At 72.6% G+C, this 18,215-nt stretch carries 14 protein-coding genes and 1 tRNA gene; 8 read left to right on the top strand and 7 right to left on the bottom strand.

What is annotated here, in order from left to right:
• Positions 1-4 precede the first annotated feature (4 nt).
• Positions 5-77: transfer RNA gene (locus ACIRF8_RS05020), tRNA-Asn, on the bottom strand.
• Between the two features lie 147 nt (positions 78-224).
• Here ACIRF8_RS05020 and ACIRF8_RS05015 point away from each other — a divergent pair.
• The 4 genes from ACIRF8_RS05015 to ACIRF8_RS05000 all read left to right on the top strand — a co-directional run bounded on the left by ACIRF8_RS05015 (position 225) and on the right by ACIRF8_RS05000 (position 5,811).
• A complete protein-coding gene (locus tag ACIRF8_RS05015; RefSeq protein ID WP_404210925.1) occupies positions 225-527 on the top strand; it encodes a YtxH domain-containing protein in 303 nt (100 codons plus the stop codon).
• 72 nt (positions 528-599) lie between these two features.
• The gene (locus ACIRF8_RS05010; protein WP_404210923.1) at positions 600-2,030 is read left to right on the top strand and encodes an FGGY family carbohydrate kinase; all 1,431 of its coding nucleotides are present in this window, start codon (positions 600-602) and stop codon (positions 2,028-2,030) included.
• A 113-nt stretch (positions 2,031-2,143) separates the two neighbouring features.
• Positions 2,144-3,883, top strand: coding sequence for an ABC transporter ATP-binding protein (locus ACIRF8_RS05005; protein ID WP_404210921.1), 1,740 nt, complete (start codon positions 2,144-2,146; stop codon positions 3,881-3,883).
• Entirely contained in the window at positions 3,883-5,811 is a 1,929-nt protein-coding gene (locus ACIRF8_RS05000) for an ABC transporter ATP-binding protein (protein WP_404210919.1), read from the top strand. Before ACIRF8_RS05005 ends, ACIRF8_RS05000 begins: the two co-directional genes overlap by 1 nt.
• 23 nt (positions 5,812-5,834) lie before the next feature.
• Here the strand turns inward: ACIRF8_RS05000 and ACIRF8_RS04995 are convergent, their stop codons facing one another.
• The 5 genes from ACIRF8_RS04995 to ACIRF8_RS04975 form a co-directional block, all read right to left on the bottom strand.
• Positions 5,835-7,118 (bottom strand): RNA polymerase sigma factor, encoded by a 1,284-nt coding sequence (locus ACIRF8_RS04995; RefSeq protein WP_404210917.1) that lies wholly within the window; start codon positions 7,116-7,118, stop codon positions 5,835-5,837.
• A 139-nt stretch (positions 7,119-7,257) separates the two neighbouring features.
• Complete coding sequence (dnaG, locus tag ACIRF8_RS04990) at positions 7,258-9,162, bottom strand: DNA primase (protein ID WP_404210915.1); 1,905 nt, start codon at positions 9,160-9,162, stop codon at positions 7,258-7,260.
• Between the two features lie 34 nt (positions 9,163-9,196).
• Positions 9,197-10,471, bottom strand: coding sequence for an NAD(P)/FAD-dependent oxidoreductase (locus tag ACIRF8_RS04985; protein WP_404210913.1), 1,275 nt, complete (start codon positions 10,469-10,471; stop codon positions 9,197-9,199).
• A gap of 137 nt (positions 10,472-10,608) precedes the next feature.
• Positions 10,609-11,910, bottom strand: a complete 1,302-nt coding sequence (locus ACIRF8_RS04980) for a deoxyguanosinetriphosphate triphosphohydrolase (RefSeq protein WP_404210911.1) — start codon at positions 11,908-11,910, stop codon at positions 10,609-10,611.
• Positions 11,911-11,959: 49 nt separating this feature from the next.
• Positions 11,960-12,826, bottom strand: a complete 867-nt coding sequence (locus tag ACIRF8_RS04975) for a sirohydrochlorin chelatase (RefSeq protein WP_404210909.1) — start codon at positions 12,824-12,826, stop codon at positions 11,960-11,962.
• Between the two features lie 196 nt (positions 12,827-13,022).
• Between ACIRF8_RS04975 and ACIRF8_RS04970 the strand changes: the two genes are divergently transcribed.
• The 4 genes from ACIRF8_RS04970 to ACIRF8_RS04955 all read left to right on the top strand — a co-directional run bounded on the left by ACIRF8_RS04970 (position 13,023) and on the right by ACIRF8_RS04955 (position 17,253).
• On the top strand, positions 13,023-13,709 hold the full coding sequence (locus tag ACIRF8_RS04970) for a vancomycin high temperature exclusion protein (RefSeq protein WP_404210907.1): 687 nt from the start codon (positions 13,023-13,025) through the stop codon (positions 13,707-13,709).
• Positions 13,710-13,806: 97 nt separating this feature from the next.
• Entirely contained in the window at positions 13,807-15,918 is a 2,112-nt protein-coding gene (locus ACIRF8_RS04965) for a molybdopterin oxidoreductase family protein (RefSeq protein WP_404210905.1), read from the top strand.
• A gap of 175 nt (positions 15,919-16,093) precedes the next feature.
• Positions 16,094-16,612, top strand: coding sequence for a hypothetical protein (locus tag ACIRF8_RS04960; protein ID WP_404210903.1), 519 nt, complete (start codon positions 16,094-16,096; stop codon positions 16,610-16,612).
• Between the two features lie 5 nt (positions 16,613-16,617).
• On the top strand, positions 16,618-17,253 hold the full coding sequence (locus ACIRF8_RS04955) for a class F sortase (protein WP_404212285.1): 636 nt from the start codon (positions 16,618-16,620) through the stop codon (positions 17,251-17,253).
• A 36-nt stretch (positions 17,254-17,289) separates the two neighbouring features.
• On the opposite strand, the gene ACIRF8_RS04950 is transcribed toward ACIRF8_RS04955, so the two are convergent.
• The gene (locus ACIRF8_RS04950; RefSeq protein WP_404210901.1) at positions 17,290-18,072 is read right to left on the bottom strand and encodes a sulfite exporter TauE/SafE family protein; all 783 of its coding nucleotides are present in this window, start codon (positions 18,070-18,072) and stop codon (positions 17,290-17,292) included.
• Between the last annotated feature and the right edge of the window lie 143 nt (positions 18,073-18,215).

The raw sequence follows: 18,215 nt of genomic DNA, 5'->3' as shown, positions 1-18,215 counted from the left end.
CGAGCTCCCCCGACTGGACTCGAACCAGTAACCTGCCGGTTAACAGCCGGCTGCTCTGCCAATTGAGCTACAGGGGAATGCTTCATCTGCTTCGAACGCACCTACCTGGGTACTTGCCAGGCGGCGGGCGCTCGCTGCGACACATACATTAGCGCAAGCAGGGGGGTGCTCCGCCAATCGGTATCCCCTCAGTGATCACGACTAGCTACGGAAGGGTGGCCGCCATGCGCTACCGGCTCACATTCATCGCCGGTCTGGCCCTCGGTTACGTGCTGGGCACGCGCGCCGGGCGCGAGAGGTACGAGAAGCTGAAGAAGACCGCCCGTGAGGTCGCCCAGAACCCCGCCGTGCGCAACACCGCGGAGTCGGCGGCGCAGCAGACGCGGACCTACGCGGGCAAGGCGTTCCAGACGGTGAGCGAGAAGGTCGAGCACAAGGTGCCGGAGTCGGTGGCCGGCCGGGTCCGTTCGCTGCGGGAGCGCGGCGGCACGGGCGAGAGCGACGACTGGGGCACCAGCAACACCTGACGGGGCCCGCCGCGCGCGGCGGAGCGGAAGCCGCGGTACGGGAGTGTCCGGCGGTGCGGCAGAATTTCTGTCATGGGGATAGTCGCCGGGCTGGACAGTTCGCCCGATTTCACGCGCATTGTGGTTTGTGACTCCGACACCGGGGCTGTGCTGCGGCAGGGCTACGCGCCGCATCCGCTGGACCCGGTGGAGGGTGGCGGGCGCCCCTCCGACGTCGACCCACAGGCCTGGCTGCTGTCGCTGGGCGAGGCCGCGGGCGGCGGGCTGCTCGAAGGCGTGCAGGCCATCGGGGTCTCCGCGCAGCAGAACGCGCTGGTGCCGCTCGACCATCATGGCAACACGGTGCGTCCCGCGCTGGTCGGCGGCGACAAGCGGGCGCAGGCCGCCGCCGCGGAGCTGATCGACCGGCTCGGCTCGCGCGAGGCGTGGGCCGACGCCGTCGGATGCGTGCCGCAGGCGGCCCAGCCCGTGGCCAAGCTGCGCTGGCTCGCGCGCACCGAACCGGAGAACGCCCAGCGCGTGGCGCTTCTCATGCAGGCTCACGACTGGCTCGTGTGGCAGCTCCTGGGGCGGCCCGCGCGGCGGACGACGGACCGGGGCGGCGCCTCGGGCACCGGGTACTGGTCCGCCGCCACCGGTTCCTGGCGGCCCGACCTCGTGGAGCTGGCCCTCGGGCGCCAGGCGATGCTGCCCGAGGTGCTCGGTCCGGGCGACGCGGCCGGGACGACCCCCGAGGGCCTGATCATCTCGGCCGGGACCGGCGAGACCATGGCCGCCGCCTTCGGGCTCGGGATGCGGGCCGGGGACGCCGTGGTCTCCCTCGGCGCCTCGGGGTCCGTGATGGCCGTGCACCATGAGGCGCTCGTCGACTCCAGTGGCGCCATCACCTCGCTCGCCGACGCGACGGGGCTGCACCTGCCGGTCGTGCATACGTCGAACGCCGTGCGCGTCCTGCGCGGAACCGCCGAGATGCTGGGGCTCGACGGCGGCCTCGAAGAACTGTCCGAGCTGGCCATGAAGTCGACGCCGGGCGCCCACGGACTCGTACTCCTGCCGTATCTGGAGGGCGAGAAGACGCCGAATCTGCCGCACACCGCCGGGACGCTGAGCGGGCTGCGCCGGGAGTCGATGCGGCCCGAGCACCTGGCGCGGGCCGCGTTCGAGGGCATGGTGTGCGGTCTCGCCGACGCCATGGACGTACTGCGCGGGCGGGGTGTGGAGATCCGGCGGGTCTTCCTGCTCGGCGCCGCCGCCGAGCTGCACACCGTGCAGGCCGTGGCCCCGATGCTGTTCGGCACGCAGGTCGTGGTCCCGCAGCCCGCGGACTACGCGGCGATCGGCGCGGCGCGGCAGGCCGCGTGGGCGCTGAACGGGCAGTTGCCGCAGTGGCAGGGCGCTGCCGCGCAGGTCTTCGAGCCGGGCGAGGAGGCGGCCGTGGGCCAGGCGGTGCGCCAGCAGTACCGGGCCGTGCGCGAGCAGATCCACCCCGGGGCATTCTCGTAGGGAGCAGCCTGTCTTTGGGTGTTCTTGGGTTAATCGGTTGAGGTAACACCGGTGGAGTGTCGGACGATGTGGGTCCATGCGTCCTCAAGACCGCCGACACCGAGAGACCGAGCGTGCTCATACGACTTCTGCGGACCTATCTCGCTCCGTACAAGAAACCCATCGGGCTGCTGGTGCTGCTCCAGTTCCTGCAGACCTGTGCCTCGCTGTACCTGCCCACCCTGAACGCGGACATCATCGACAACGGTGTCGTCAACGGCGACACCGGCTACATCCTCGAGTTCGGCGCCCTGATGCTCGGCATCACGGTCGTCCAGGTCGTCTGCAACACCGGCGCCGTGTACTTCGGCGCCCGGACCGCCGCCGCTCTCGGGCGTGATGTGCGCGGCACCGTCTTCGACCGTGTGCAGTCCTTCTCGGCGCGGGAGGTCGGCCAGTTCGGGGCGCCCTCGCTGATCACCCGGACCACGAACGACGTGCAGCAGGTCCAGATGCTGGCGCTGCTCTCCTTCACGCTCATGGTGTCGGCGCCGATCATGTGCGTCGGCGGTGTCGTCATGGCTCTCGGGCTCGACGTGCCGCTGTCGGGCGTGCTCCTCGCCGTGCTGCCCGTCATGGCGATCGTGCTGTCGCTGATCATCCGCAGGATGCGGCCGCTGTTCCGGTCCATGCAGGTCAAGCTGGACACCGTGAACCGGGTGCTGCGTGAGCAGATCACCGGCAACCGCGTCATCCGCGCCTTCGTCCGCGACGACTTCGAGAAGGGTCGGTTCGGTGAGGCGAACCGCGATCTGACGGAGACGTCGCTCGCGACCGGGCGGATCATGGCACTGATGTTCCCGTTCGTCATGACGATCGTGAACGTCGCCTCGATCGCCGTCGTCTGGTTCGGCGCCCACCGTATCGACGGCGGGGCCATGCAGATCGGCGACCTGACGGCCTTCCTCGCGTACCTCATGCAGATCGTGATGAGCGTGATGATGGCCACCTTCATGTTCATGCAGGTGCCGCGCGCGGAGGTGTGCGCCGAGCGCATCCAGGAAGTGCTCGACACCGAGTCGAGCGTCGTGCCGCCGGCCCCCGAGGCGTCCGTACGCGCACTGCGGCGCCACGGACATCTGGAGATCCGCGGCGCCGACTTCGGCTACCCGGGCGCCGAGGAGCCGGTGCTGCGCGGTGTCGACCTCGTCGCGCGGCCCGGGGAGACCACGGCGATCATCGGCTCGACGGGCAGCGGCAAGTCGACGCTGCTCGGGCTCGTGCCGCGGCTGTACGACACCACCGCCGGTGTCGTGTACGTCGACGGGGAGGACGTCCGCGAGATCGATCCCGAGCTCATGGCGCGGACCGTGGGGCTCGTGCCGCAGAAGCCGTACCTCTTCTCCGGGACGGTCGCGTCGAACCTGCGCTACGGGCGTCCCGAGGCGAGCGACGAGGAGCTGTGGCACGCGCTGGAGGTGGCGCAGGCCAAGGAGTTCGTCAGCAAGCTGGAGGGCGGGCTCGAAGCGCCTGTCGCGCAGGGCGGGACGAACGTCTCCGGTGGTCAGCGCCAGCGCCTGGCCATCGCGCGCACCCTGGTGCAGCGGCCGGAGATCTATCTGTTCGACGACTCCTTCTCGGCGCTCGACTACGCCACCGACGCCGCGCTGCGCCGGGCGCTCGGCGCCGAGACGGCGGAGGCGACCGTGGTGATCGTCGCCCAGCGGGTGTCGACGATCCGCGACGCGGACCGGATCATCGTCCTCGACGAGGGCCGGGTCGTCGGAGAGGGCCGCCATCACGAACTGATGGCCGACAACGAGACCTACCGGGAGATCGTTCTCTCCCAGCTCACGGAAGCGGAGGCCGCCTGATGAGCGGGCCGATGGCGGCGCGGATGGCGGCCGGTGCGCCCGGTTCGCGGTCGATGGATTTCAAAGGGTCGGGCAAGCGGCTGCTGAAGCGGATGGCGGCGCACCGCTCGGCGGTGTTCGCGGTGCTCGGCGCGGTCATGGTCAGCGTCGGGCTCTCGGTCGTCGGGCCGAAGATCCTCGGCCATGCCACCGACCTGTTGTTCGGCGGGATCATCGGCGGGCGGCTGCCTGCCGGGCAGACCAAGGAACAGGTCATCGAGGGCCTGCGGGCCAAGGGCGACGGCGGCATGGCCGACATGCTCGGCAGCGTCGACTTCACCCCCGGCCAGGGCGTGGACTTCGACGCGATCGGACGGGTGCTGCTGATCGCGCTCGCGGTGTTCGCGGTGGCGGGCCTCGCGATGATGCTCGGCACCCGCCTCGCCAACCGGGTCATCAACCTCGCGGTCTCCCAGCTCCGCAAGGAGATGCAGGGCAAGCTGGCGCGGCTGCCGCTGTCGTACTACGACCGGCAGAAGCGCGGCGAGGTGCTGAGCCGGGCCACCAACGACATCGACAACATCGGGCAGACGCTCCAGCAGACGATGGGGCAGATGCTCAACTCGCTGCTGACCATCGTCGGTGTCCTCGCGATGATGTTCTGGATCTCCTGGCTGCTCGCGCTGGTCGCGCTGGTGACGGTGCCGTTGTCGGTGGTCGTCGCGGCGAAGGTCGGCAAGCGTTCGCAGCCGCAGTTCGTGCAGCAGTGGCGGACCACCGGCAAGCTGAACGCGCACATCGAGGAGATGTACACCGGCCACAACCTGGTGAAGGTGTTCGGGCGGCAGAAGGAGTCGGCGGAGCAGTTCGCCGAGCAGAACGAGGCGCTGTACGAGGCGTCGTTCAAGGCGCAGTTCAACAGCGGCATCATGCAGCCGCTGATGTTCTTCATCTCGAACCTGAACTATGTGCTGGTGGCCGTGGTCGGCGGGTTGCGGGTGGCGTCCGGGTCGCTGTCCATCGGCGACGTGCAGGCGTTCATCCAGTACTCGCGGCAGTTCTCGATGCCGCTGACGCAGGTCGCGTCGATGGCGAACCTGGTGCAGTCGGGGGTCGCCTCGGCCGAGCGCATCTTCGAACTGCTCGATGCCGAGGAGCAGTCGGCGGACCCCGTGCCCGGGCAGAAGCCGGCCGACCTGCGCGGGCACGTCGAGTTCGAGCACGTCGCCTTCCGCTACGAGAAGGACAAGCCGCTCATCGAGGACCTGTCGCTCACCGCGGAGCCGGGCCACACGGTCGCGATCGTCGGGCCGACGGGCGCGGGCAAGACCACGCTCGTCAACCTGCTCCTGCGGTTCTACGAGGTCACCGGCGGGCGGATCACGCTCGACGGGGTCGACATCGCGACGATGGAGCGCGACGAGCTGCGGACCGGGATCGGCATGGTGCTCCAGGACACCTGGCTGTTCGGCGGGACCATCGCGGACAACATCGCCTACGGCGCCGCGAAGGACGTCAACCGCGAGGAGGTCGAGGCCGCGGCGAAGGCCGCGCACGCGGACCGGTTCATCCGCACGCTGCCCGACGGTTACGACACCGTGATCGACGACGAGGGCACCGGGGTCAGCGCCGGTGAGAAGCAGCTCATCACCATCGCGCGGGCCTTCCTGTCCGACCCGGTGATCCTGGTGCTCGACGAGGCGACCAGCTCCGTCGACACCCGTACCGAGGTGCTGATCCAGAAGGCCATGGCGCGGCTCGCGGCGGGGCGGACCTCGTTCGTCATCGCGCACCGCCTCTCGACGATCCGCGATGCCGACACGATCCTGGTCATGGAGGACGGTGCCATCGTGGAGCAGGGCTCGCACGACGACCTGGTCGACGCCGGTGGGGCGTACCAGCGTCTGTACGAGGCCCAGTTCGCGCAGGCGGTGGCCGAGGTCGACTAGGCCGACCACCTCGACCAGGTCGCCTAGTCGAGGTAGCCCCGGAGCTGGTCCGCGAAGGCGTGGTCCCTGAGCTTGTTCAGGGTCTTCGACTCGATCTGGCGGATCCGCTCGCGGGTGACGCCGAAGATGCGGCCGATCTCCTCCAGCGTGCGGGGTCGGCCGTCGGCGAGGCCGTAGCGGAGCTGGACCACCTTGCGCTCGCGCTCGCCGAGGGTGGAGAGCACGGCCTCCAGGTGTTCCCTGAGCAGGAGGAACGCCGCCGATTCGACGGGGCTCGTCGCGTCGCCGTCCTCGATGAGGTCGCCGAGCGCGACGTCGTCCTCCTCGCCGACCGGGGCGTGCAGCGAGACCGGCTCCTGGGCGAGCCGCAGGACCTCGCTGACGCGCTCGTGCGGAAGGTCCAGGTGGGCCCCCACCTCCTGCGGGGTCGGCTCGTAGCCGCGCTCCTGGAGCATCCGACGCTGCACCCGGACGACCCGGTTGATGAGTTCGACGACGTGGACGGGGACGCGGATGGTGCGGGCCTGGTCGGCGAGGGCGCGGCTCATGGCCTGCCGGATCCACCAGGTCGCGTACGTGGAGAACTTGTAGCCGCGGGCGTAGTCGAACTTCTCGACCGCCCTGATGAGGCCCAGGTTTCCTTCCTGGACCAGGTCGAGCATGGTCAGGCCGCGGCCCACGTACCGCTTGGCCACCGACACCACCAGGCGCAGGTTCGCCTCGATCAGGCGGCGCTTGGCCATCCGGCCCATGACGACCAACTTGTCGAGGTCGAGGGCGAGTTGGGAGTCCAGGTCGGGGGCGTGGGCCAGCTTCTCCTCGGCGAACAGACCGGCCTCGACGCGGCGGGCCAGGTCCACCTCCTCGACCGCGGTGAGCAGCGGGATGCGGCCGATCTCGCGCAGGTACTGGCGGAACAGGTCGGAGGACGGGCTGCCGGTGTCCGTGCGGGCACCGCGCACCGGCTCGGGCGGCTCGACCGTCTCGCGTGGCTCGGGTTCGTCCGGCGTCTCGGCCGCGGTGGCCGCCTCGGGGTGGTGCGCCGCGCGGCTCTGCGGCGGCACCGTGGGAAGAGCCTCGCCGTCGGTGGAACCTCCGGGATCGGCGAGGGCCTGCGCTGTGCTGTCGCTCTGACTGAGGGTCTGGGTCTGCACGGGGGCGACCTCCAAGGTGATCGCTGCTGAGACGTGCGGCAGGGGGGCGGGAGCGGCGGCCGCGCCGCTGTCCGTCCCGTACGCGATGAGCGGAACCGCGGGGGTGTCGGACCCGGTGTCCGGGTTCCGGCCGCGCTCCGAGGACTCAGGCACCGCAACCCAGTGTGGAGTACGACACAGTGCCGCCACGAGGGGCGTGCGTTGACTTTTTGAGTCCGGTGCGTGACCGCACGGTTACCGTGCTGGAGGAGCTCCCCGCCCCGAGGGGGTCGACCGGGGACCGGCGCGGAGGTCAGAGTGCGTCCGCGCCGTGCTCGCGCAGCGCCTGGTCGTACTGCTGGAGTACCCACAACTCGTTCTGCACGGACGCCAGTTGAGCCGGGTCGCCGCCGGAGCCGAGGCGGGTGAAGGTGCCCTGGACGTCGCGGATGCGGCGCTCGACGGCCCGTCTGCGCACAGTGACGAGCTGTTCGCCCGCGTACGCCTCGTCGACGGTCTTGCGGTGGATGGCCTCGACGGCCAGCTCGGTCACCATGGCGCGCACCGCGTCGTCCGGCGCCGCGTCGCGCACCCGGACGAGGTAGGCGTGCGGGTCACCCAGGCCTTGCTCGGCGCCGCCCGCCTCCATGATCGCCTGGCGCACGGCGGCGTAGGGGGCGGCCGTGAACTCGTCGATCCCGTACGCGTCGAAGGCCGGGGAGACCAGGTGCGGGTGCTGGAGGGCAAGTTTCAGCAGCTCGCGCTCGGTGGCGTAGACCGGGTTGCGCAGGGTGAGCGCGGGGCCGCCGAAGGCGCGGGCGGGCGCGGCGGCCTCGGGCAGCGGGCGGCCCCGGCCCGCGGCGGGGGCGGGGCCCTTGCCGCCGCGGTCCCTGGCCCAGCGGGCGAGTTGGGCGACGCGCTTGACGACGAACTGGGTGTCGAGGATGCCGAGCATGCCGGCGAGCTGGACGGCGACCTCGTGCTGCGAGGCGCTGTTCTTGATGCGGGCGACGATCGGCGCGGCCTCGTCGAGGGCGGCGGCGCGGCCCGCGGGGGTCTCCAGGTCGTAGCGCGAGACGATCTGGCGCAGCGCGAACTCGAAGAGCGGCGTACGCGGCTCGACCAGCTCGGCGACCGCCTCGTCCCCCTTGGCGAGGCGCAGGTCGCACGGGTCCATGTTGTCCGGCGCGATGGCGATGTAGGTCTCGGCGGCGAACTTCTGGTCGTCCTCGAAGGCGCGCAGGGCCGCCTTCTGGCCCGCCGCGTCACCGTCGAAGGTGAAGATCACGCGGGCCGATCCGTTGTCCATGAGGAGGCGGCGCAGGATCTTGATGTGGTCGCCGCCGAACGCGGTGCCGCAGGTCGCGATGGCGGTGGTGATCCCGGCCAGGTGGCAGGCCATGACGTCCGTGTAGCCCTCGACCACGACGGCGCGGGAGGTCTTGGCGATCTCCTTCTTCGCGAGGTCGATGCCGTACAGGACCTGGGACTTCTTGTAGATCGGCGTATCGGGCGTGTTCAGGTACTTCGGCCCGTTGTCGTCGTCGCGCAGGCGGCGGGCGCCGAAGCCGACGACGTCGCCGCCGATGTCGCGGATCGGCCACATGAGGCGCCCGCGGAACCGGTCGATGGGGCCGCGCCGCCCGTCCTGGGAGAGGCCGGACTGGATGAGTTCCTTGTCGCTGAAGCCCTTGCCGCGCAGGAAGCGGGTCAGGTGGTCCCAGCCGGCCGGGCTGTAGCCGACGCCGAAGTGGGCGGCGGCGGCCTGGTCGAAGCCGCGTTCGGCGAGGAACGTGCGGCCGATCTCCGCTTCGGGGGATTCGAGCTGTTCGGCGTAGAACTGGGCGGCCACCTTGTGCGCCTCGACCAGGCGGATGCGCTCGCCGCGCTGGTGGGAGGGGTTGTAGCCGCCCTCTTCGTAGCGCAGGGTGATGCCGGCCTGGGCGGCCAGCCGCTCCACCGCCTCGGAGAACGTGAGGTGGTCGACCTTCATCACGAACGTGATGGTGTCGCCGCCCTCCTGGCAGCCGAAGCAGTGGAAGAACCCCTTGCTCGGGCTGACCTGGAAGGACGGCGACTTCTCGTCGTGGAAGGGGCACAGGCCCTTCAGGTTGCCGCCGCCCGCGTTGCGCAGTTGCAGGTACTCGGAGACCACGGCGTCGATCGGGACCGCGTCCCGAACAGCCTTCACGTCCTCGTCGTTGATCCTGCCTGCCACGCGGCAAGTCTACGGTGGCCCACCGACACTCCCGTCACTCCTCCAGGAGCTCGCCGAGCGGGACGGCCGGATCCGAGAGCCGCTCGGTGCCGGGCCGCGCCCCCGAGCGGATCAGCCGCTGGATCTGGTCCGTGACGTCCCACACGTTCACGTTCATCCCGGCGAGGACCTGCCCGTCCTTCAGCCAGAAGGCGATGAACTCGCGCTTGCCCACATTGCCGCGGAGCACCACCTGGTCGTAGCTGCCGGGGGGCGCCCAGCCCGAGTACTCCAGGCCCAGGTCGTACTGGTCGGAGAAGAAGTAGGGCACGCGGTCGTAGGTGATGTCCTTGCCGAGCATGGCGCGGGCCGCCGCCGGGCCGCCGTTCAGCGCGTTGGCCCAGTGCTCGACGCGCAGGCTGCCGAGGGCGGGTGAGAACAGCGGGTGCCGCAGGGCGGCGACGTCCCCCGCGGCGTAGATGTCGGGGTCGCAGGTGCGCAGCGACTCGTCGACGGCGATGCCGCCGCCGTGCTCCCGGCCGGCCAGGGTGAGCCCGGCGGCCTCGGCGAGTCCGGTGCGCGGGGCTGCGCCGATCGCGGCGAGCACGTCGTGTGCCGGGTGCTCCTCGCCGTCGTCGGTGTGGGCGGCGAGGACCATGCCGTCCTGGCCCGAGATCTCGGTGAGCCGGGCGCCGAAGTGGAAGCGGACGCCGTGGTCGCTGTGGAGCTCGGTGAAGATCTGGCCGACCTCGGGGCCGAGCACCGCGTACAGGGGTGTCGTCTCCGGCTCGACGACGGTGACCTCCGCGCCGTACTGGCGGGCTGCGGCGGCGATCTCCAGGCCGATCCAGCCGGCGCCCGCGACGACCAGGTGGCCGTTGTCGCGGCCGAGCGCGGCCAGCACGTTCTTCAGGCGGTCGGCGTGGGCCAGGCGGCGCAGGTGGTGGACGCCGACGAGGTCGGTGCCGGGGATGTCGAGGCGGCGCGGTTCGGCGCCGGTGGCCAGCAGGAGCTTGTCGTAGCTGATGGTGGTGGAGTCGCCGAGCCGCACCGTCCGCGCGGCCCGGTCGATCGCGGTCACCGTCTGGCCGAGGTGCAGCTCGATGTCGTTGCTCGCGTACCAGGCCGGTTCGTGGACGAAGACGCTGTCCCGTTCCTCCTTGCCCTGGAGGTAGCCCTTCGACAAGGGCGGGCGCTCGTACGGGTGGTCCCGTTCGTCACCGATGAGGATCACCCGCCCGGTGAAGCCCTCCGCGCGGAACGTCTCGGCGGCCTTGGCGCCGGCGAGCCCTCCTCCGACGATGACGAACGTCTGGTCCGCGTCGACCACTTGATGCCTCCTCGTTGCGCTGCCGTCATATGCGAGCGTCCCGCACGCAGCGTGATGGGGGAAGGGGGCATGGCCCGAACAGGGCACCTTTTCCCTGCTTCTTCCCCGCTTCTCCCCTGCGTGTCGGGGGTCTGTCGTCACGCCGAGTGGTCGGCCGAGAGGTGTGCGTGCAGGGAACGGGCCGAGGCGTCGGTCAGGGAGGCGATCTGGTCGACGATGACGCGCTTCCTCGTACGGTCGTCGGGCGCGTCGTCGAACAGGGCGCGGAACTGGGGGTCGAGGCCGTCCGGGGCGCGGGCCGTCAGCGCCTGCGCCAGCTCCGCCACGACGATCCGCTGGTCGGCACGGAGCCGCTCCTGCTGCGGGCGCTGCATCACGTACCGGTCGGCGACGGCCTTGAGGACGGCGCACTCCAGGCGGGCGGACCGCGGGACGACGAGTTCCGCCGCGTAGCGGGTGAGGGGCCCGGCGCCGTACCGGGCGCGGGTCGCGGTCTCCGCGGCCAGGCAGAAACGGCCGATGAGCTGGCTGGTGGCGTCCTTGAGGCGGGCCTGGGCGACGGCTGTGCCGTCGTAGCCGTGCGGCCACCACGGCTGGTCGAGGAGACGGTCGAGGGCGGCGGCGAGTTCGGCCGGATCGGTGTCCGCGGGCACGTATCTGCCGACGGCGACGGTGAAGACGTCGGCGCGCTCGGGTTCGGCGTGCAGCACGTTGGGGTCCAGGTGCCCGGCGTGCAGGCCGTCCTCCAGATCGTGCACCGAGTACGCGACGTCGTCGGACCAGTCCATCACCTGCGCCTCGAAGCAGGTGCGGCGCTCGGGCGCCTCTTTCCTGACCCAGTCGAAGACGGGCCGGTCGTCCTCGTAGACCCCGAACTTCGTGGAGGCCGGGTCGCTCGGGTGCTCGCCGCGCGGCCAGGGGTACTTGGTGGCGGCGTCGAGGGCGGCCCGGGTCAGGTTGAGTCCCACGCTGACCAGGTCGCCGCTCTCCCGCGACCGCACGAACCGCTTCGGCTCGATGCGGGTGAGGAGCCGCAACGACTGCGCGTTCCCCTCGAACCCGCCGCAGTCCTGCGCCACTTCGTTGAGCGCCTGCTCCCCGTTGTGCCCGAACGGCGGGTGCCCCATGTCGTGCGCGAGGCAGGCCGTCTCCACGAGATCGGGGTCGCAGCCGAGCGCCGCGCCCAGTTCGCGCCCCACCTGGGCGCATTCCAGGGAGTGCGTGAGGCGGGTGCGGGGGCTGGCGTCCCAGTGCCGGCTGCGGGTGCCGGGGGTGACGACCTGCGTCTTGCCGGCGAGCCTGCGCAGCGCGGAGGAGTGCAGGACGCGGGCCCGGTCACGCTGGAACGCGGTGCGGCCGGGACGCTTGTCGGGCTCGGGGGCCCAGCGCTCGACGTCCGCGTCGTCGTACGTGCCGGAGCCTTCGTCCGTGGTGTTCATGCACCGACACTAAAGCCAGGCACCGACAAAAGGGGCGCGGCGGGTGGGGTCAGGCGGACGCCAGGTGCCGGCCGGTCGCGGCCGGGGTGAGCAGGGCGCTGTCGTAGCGGTGCAGGGCGAGGCGGGCGAGTGCCGGGTGGGCGCCGAGCGGGGCGGCGACGATGCCGGGCCCGTCGGTGAACGCCGCCGCCGACTCGGTGGCGAACCGGCCCGGTGCCGTGAAGTACGAGGCGAGCGCCGTTTGGTGGCGGCCCCGGGCGGCGAGGGCGCGGACCGCGGTGGCGACGTCGGGGCCGGAGCCGGAGGCGTAGGCGGGGACGACCGGGACGCCGAGGCGCAGGGCGAGGTGGGCGGCGGCGCGGCGGGTGTCGACGGCGGCCTCCGGATCGCGGGACCCGGACGCGGCGAGCACGACCCCGGCGCGCCGCCGTGCACGCTCGCTGAGCGGTCCGGGCCAGCCCGCCTCCCGCAGCCGCTCGTGCAGGACGTCGACGAGGAGGGGGTGCGGGCCGAGCGGGTCGGCGACGCGGGTGAGCAGGTGCGGGGCGGCCTCGGCGGCGCGGGGCAGGTCCTGCTTGACGTGGTAGCCGCGGGACAGCAGCAGCGGTACGAGGACGGCCCGGCCGCCCTGCTCCAGCGCGGCCAGGACGTCGGACAGGAGCGGTTCGTTCAGCTCGATGTGCGCGAGCCGGACGGTCAGTCCCGGGCGCTGTTCCCGGATCCGCTCGACGAGTTCGCCGACGGTGGCCAGGGCGCGCGGGTCGCGGCTGCCGTGCGCCACGAGGACGAGCGCCGGTCCTGTCCGGAGGACGGGCCTGGCCACGTGGCCGAGCCGGCTGCCGAGCTGTTCGCTGATCATGGTGAAGAGTCCCGCCGTGCTTGCCGTGTCGTCGAGGTGTGCCGACTCGTCCGTCATGGAGCGATCCTGCCGGGCGGGGATTGCCGACCCGTTGCGCCGGGATGACGACTCGTTGCGGACGCTTCACGAGGCGGTCCCGGCGTGAGTGAGGGGGCGGGTGGGGGTGGTGTGCGTCGAACCGTCCGCCCGGTTCCGGCGTCCTTTCCCTGCGTGAGCACGCCGCCTCACCGTCTGTCGTCCGCCGGGGGTCCTCATGCGCCTGTCCCGTCCGCGCCCGCTTCGGCTTCCGCGTACCCGCCGGGGCCGCCGGCGCGCGGTGCAGGGGGTCATGGCGGCCTGTGTGCTGGCGCTGCTGCCCGCGACGTGGCTGTTCGTGTCGACCGGGGACCGGCTGCGTCCGGTGGCCGACGTGCCGCGCACCGACGTGGCGGTGGTGTTCGGGGCGGGGCTGTGGCAGGGGGAGCCCTCCCCGTACCTGGCGCACCGCCTCGACGCGGCGGCCGGTCTGTACCGCGCGGGGCGGGTCCGCGCGGTGCTGGTCACCGGGGACAACAGCCGCACCGACTACGACGAGCCGGACGCCATGCGCACCTACCTGACCCGGCACGGCGTACCGGGCCGTGCCGTGGTGAGCGACTATGCCGGGTTCGACACCTGGGACTCGTGCGTGCGCGCCCGGAAGATCTTCGGGGTGGACCGGGCGGTCCTGATCAGCCAGGGCTTCCACATCCGGCGGGCGGTGGCCCTGTGCGAGGCGGCCGGCGTGTCGTCGTACGGGGTCGGGGTGGCCGAGCGGCACGACGTGACCTGGTACGCGGGCGGGGCCCGGGAGGTGCTGGCGGCGGGCAAGGCGGCGCTCGACGCGCTGGTCCGGCCAGACCCGCGTTTCCTGGGCGCGCGCGAGGACGGCGTGCGCCGGGCGCTGGAAGGGCCCCGCTGACCTCACAGCCGCCGCCCGGGCACTGCGAGATGTGCGTACCGCCCGCGTAACCACGCCCGTCCGCGCCGCGTAACAGAAGCCGCGCACCCTTGCGGTCATGCACGCACACTCCCTGCCCTCGGTGTCTTCGGCGCCCACGCCCACGCACTGCCCGTACTGCGCCCTCCAGTGCGGGATGACGCTCACGCCGGACGCGTCGGCCGAGGGCGTGGCGGTCACGGGCCGGGCGGAGTTCCCCGTCAACCGGGGGGCGTTGTGCGGCAAGGGGCAGAGCGCGGCGGCTGTCCTCTCCTCGGGGGCCCGGCTGACCACCCCGCTGATCCGGTCGGCCGCCGGTGACCTGGAGCCGGCCACCTGGGAGGCGGCCCTGGACGCGATCGCCGGGGGCCTGGCCCGCACCCGCGACGACCACGGCGCGGACGCCTGCGCGATCTTCGGCGGCGGCGGACTCACCAACGAGAAGGCGTACGCGCTGGGCAAGTTCGCCCGCACGGTGCTGCGCACGTCGCAGATCGACTACAACGGGCGGTTCTGCATGTCGTCGGCGGCGGCAGCGGGCCAGAAGGCGTTCGGCCTCGACCGGGGCCTGCCCTTCCCCCTGGAGGACATCCCGCGCACGGGCTGCGTCATCCTGGTCGGCTCGAACCTGGCCGAGACGATGCCGCCCGCGCTGCGCTACCTGACGGAGCTGAAGGAGCGCGGCGGCAAGCTGATCGTCATCGACCCCCGGCGCACCCGCACCGCCGACCAGGCCGACCTGCACCTGGCGCCGCGCCCCGGCACCGACCTGGCCCTCGCGCTCGGCATGCTGCACCTGGTGGTCGCGGAGGGCCGGGTCGACGAGGAGTACGTACGCGACCGCACCCGGGGGTGGGAGACCGCGCGGGCCGCGGTGATGGCGCACTGGCCGGAGTACGTGGAGCGGGTCACGGGCGTGCCGCTGCCCCAGCTCCGGGAGGCGGTGCGGCTGTTCACCGAGCCCGAGCACGCCATGGTGCTCACGGCCCGCGGACCCGAGCAGCAGTCCAAGGGCACGGACACGGTGGGCGCCTGGATCAACCTGGCCCTGGCCACCGGCCGCCCCGGGCGGCCCCTGTCCGGCTACGGCTGCCTGACCGGCCAGGGCAACGGACAGGGTGGCCGTGAACACGGCCAGAAGGCGGACCAGCTCCCCGGCTACCGCAAGCTGACGGACCCGGCGGCCCGCGCCCACGTCGCCGGGGTCTGGGGGGTGGACCCGGACTCGCTCCCCGGCCCGGGACGCTCGGCCTACGAACTCCTGGACGCGCTCGGCGGGGACATCCGCTCCCTGCTGCTCATGGGGTCGAACCCGGTGGTGTCGGCGCCCCGCGCCGCGCACGTGGAGGAGCGGCTGCGCTCGCTCGACTTCCTGGCGGTGGCGGACGTCGTCCTGTCCGAGACGGCCGAACTCGCCGACGTGGTGCTGCCGGTGATGCAGTGGGCGGAGGAGACGGGGACGACGACGAGCCTCGAAGGCCGCGTCCTGCTGCGCCGCCGGGCGCTCGCCCCGCCGCCGGGGGTCCGCTCCGACCTCGACGTGCTGCGCGACCTGACGACGCGTCTCGCGCCCGAGCTGGAGAAGGGCTTCCCCACCGACCCGGAGGAGGTCTTCGACGAGCTCCGCCGCGCCTCGGCCGGTGGCCCCGCCGACTACGCGGGCATCTCCTACCCCCGTCTCGCCCGGGACGAGGCCCTGCACTGGCCCTGCCCCGGCACCGACCACCCGGGCACGCCCCGCCTCTTCCTCGACCGGTTCGAGACGCAGGACGGCAGGGCCCGCTTCGTCCCGGTGGCGCACCGGCCCGCGGCCGAGGAGCCCGACACGGAGTACCCGCTGTACCTGACGACGGGCCGAGTCGTGGCGCAGTACCAGTCGGGGGCGCAGACCCGCCGCGTCGCCGAGCTGAACAAGGCGGCCCCGGGCCCGTTCGTGGAGCTGCACCCGCGCCTGGCCGCACGGCTGGGCATCGCGGAGGGCGACGCCGTCACGGTCACCTCGCGGCGCGGTGCGGCCGAGGCACCGGCCCGGATCACCGCCACGATCCGCCCGGACACGGTGTTCATGCCGTTCCACTGGCCCGGCCGGGGCCGCGCCAACACCTTGACCAACCCGGCCCTCGATCCGACGTCACGGATGCCGGAGTTCAAGGTGTGCGCGGTGCGACTGGCCCGCGCGACCGCGGGGTAGCCGGCGTTCACCCGCCCGGCGGCCCCCCGCGACCATCTCCCCGCAACCTATTCTGACCTGCACGAATGTTGTCGACGGAGCGTCAGGAACCGTCGTATCGGCAGGCGTGCCGATGCGGGAGGGACTTATCTCGTGCTTGCAGGACGCACCCGGCGTCCGCGAAGGAGCGAGCACGATGCGCACAGGCCGATCCCTGACCGCCGCCGCGTTCACCGTGGCAGCCACCGGCTTCGCGGCGGTGCCCGCCCTCGCGGCACAGGGCGGCCTCGAGGTGTACCCGGCGACGGCGGCCCCGGGCGCCACGGTCACCCTGACCACCACCGCCTGCGGCGCCCGGGGCACCGCTTCCGTCGACGCGGGGGCGGTCGGTCCCGGTCCCTTCACGCTGGCGCCGGTCCAGGACTCCGCGCGGGCCGGGGGCCGGTTCGCGGTGCCGGTGTCGGCGCAGCCGGGGACGTACGAGATCGTCGCCCGCTGTTCCGGCGGCGCCCGGGTGACGGGCGATCTGATCGTGTCGTTCGCGCAGGCGGGCGCGACGGGTCCGCGGATGCCGCGGGGCCTCGTGCGGTCGGGGCTCGGGGGCGCGCTCGGCCCGGACCCCGTACAGATCGCGGCGGGGGTGGCGGCGCTGGCTGCCGCCGCGGCGTGCGGGACGTGGCTGTTGCACCGCAGGGCGCGGGGCGGCGGGCTCTGACCGGCGTGCGGAGCACCGCCACGACCGCGCCCGCCAATCTGGCCGTAGGGGCGTTCACGCTGCTCGCCCTGGGCCTGGGTGCCTGGCTGCTGGCCAGCGGCTCCGAGGGGCGCCCGCCGCCGCAGCCGTCCGCCGCCCAGGCCCGTCCGGGCACGGGCCGCGGCGCAGCGGAGGCGGCGCCGATGGCCCCTGCGCCGCCGGACCGCATCCGCATCCCGTCACTGCGGGTGGACGCGCCCCTGACGGGGCTCGGTCTGGCACGGAACGGCAGCCTGGACGTGCCGCCGCCGGAGCGGAAGAACCTGGCCGGCTGGTACGAGGACGGGACCAGGCCGGGTGAGCGGGGCACGGCGGTGGTCGCGGGCCACGTGGACAACGCGGTCGGCCCGGCCGTCTTCTACGACCTGGGGTCCCTGCGGCGGGGCCGGACCGTCGAGATCGACCGGCGGGACGGTTCGGTGGCGGTGTTCACGGTCGACGCCGTGCGGGTGTACCCGGCGAAGGGCTTCCCGGACGAGCGGGTGTACGGGGCGGCGCCGCGGGCGGAGCTGCGGGTGATCACGTGCGGGGGGCCGTACTCGCGGCGGACCGGGTACCAGGGCAACGTGGTGGTGTTCGCACACCTGACGGGCGCCCGCTGAGGCGCCCTGGCGGGGCCCGGCCGCGACGAGCGGCGCTCAGGCCACCCACTGCTCATAGGCCATCTTCAGGACGAGCGCGCAGACCACGGTGAGCAGGACGATCCGCACGAACCCCGCTCCCCGCTTCAAGGCGGTACGCGCGCCCACCATCCCGCCCGCCAGGTTGAAGACGGCCATGAGTGCGGCGAGCTGCCAGTAGACGGTGCCCTTGAGGGAGAACATCGCGAGGGCGCCCGCGTTGGTGCAGCAGTTGACGATCTTCGCGGTGGCGGAGGCCGTGACGAGGTCGAGGTGGAGGAGGGCGGTGAGGGCGAGGACCAGGAACGTGCCCGTGCCGGGGCCGATGAGACCGTCGTAGAAGCCGATGCCGAGGCCCGCGAAGCCGATCGCGGCGAGGACCCGGCGCGGTGCGACGGGCTCCGCCGCCGGGGCCGTGCCGAAGGAGGGCCGGAAGATCACGAAGGCGCCGACGGCGACGAGCACCACCATCACGATCGGTTTGAGGACCTCCGTGCTCAGGCCCGCGGCGAGCAGCGCCCCGCCCGTCGAGCCCGCGAGGGCGGCGACGCCGATGCGGACGGCCAGCCGCACGTCGACGGGTGCCTTGCGGGCGTAGGTGACGGCGGCGCCGGTGGTGCCGACGAGGGCGACGGCCTTGTTGGTGCCGAGCGCGTACCCGGCCGGGGCGGTGTTCGGCAGGCCGAGCAGCAGCGCGGGCAGCAGGAGGAGGCCGCCGCCGCCCACCACCGCGTCGACCCAACCGGCCGCGAGCGCGGCCAGGCACAGCACGACGACGGAGGTCAGGGAGATGTCAGGCATGTACACGACCCTATGGACGGGATACGTGTGCCGTCCACGGATGCCGGAAAGGTTGAGGCTCCCCTGAGCTTGCCGCGGGCCGCGCGCCCTCACAGCGGCCCCCGCCCCTCGCTGAGCCCACCGTTCCCCCCGGGAAACCGACG

It is taken from the genome of Streptomyces sp. NPDC102406 (assembly GCF_044765725.1).
Taxonomy (GTDB): Bacteria; Actinomycetota; Actinomycetes; order Streptomycetales; family Streptomycetaceae; genus Streptomyces.
Note: the sequence above shows the minus strand (reverse complement) of the source record. Positions and strands in the feature narration are given on the sequence as shown.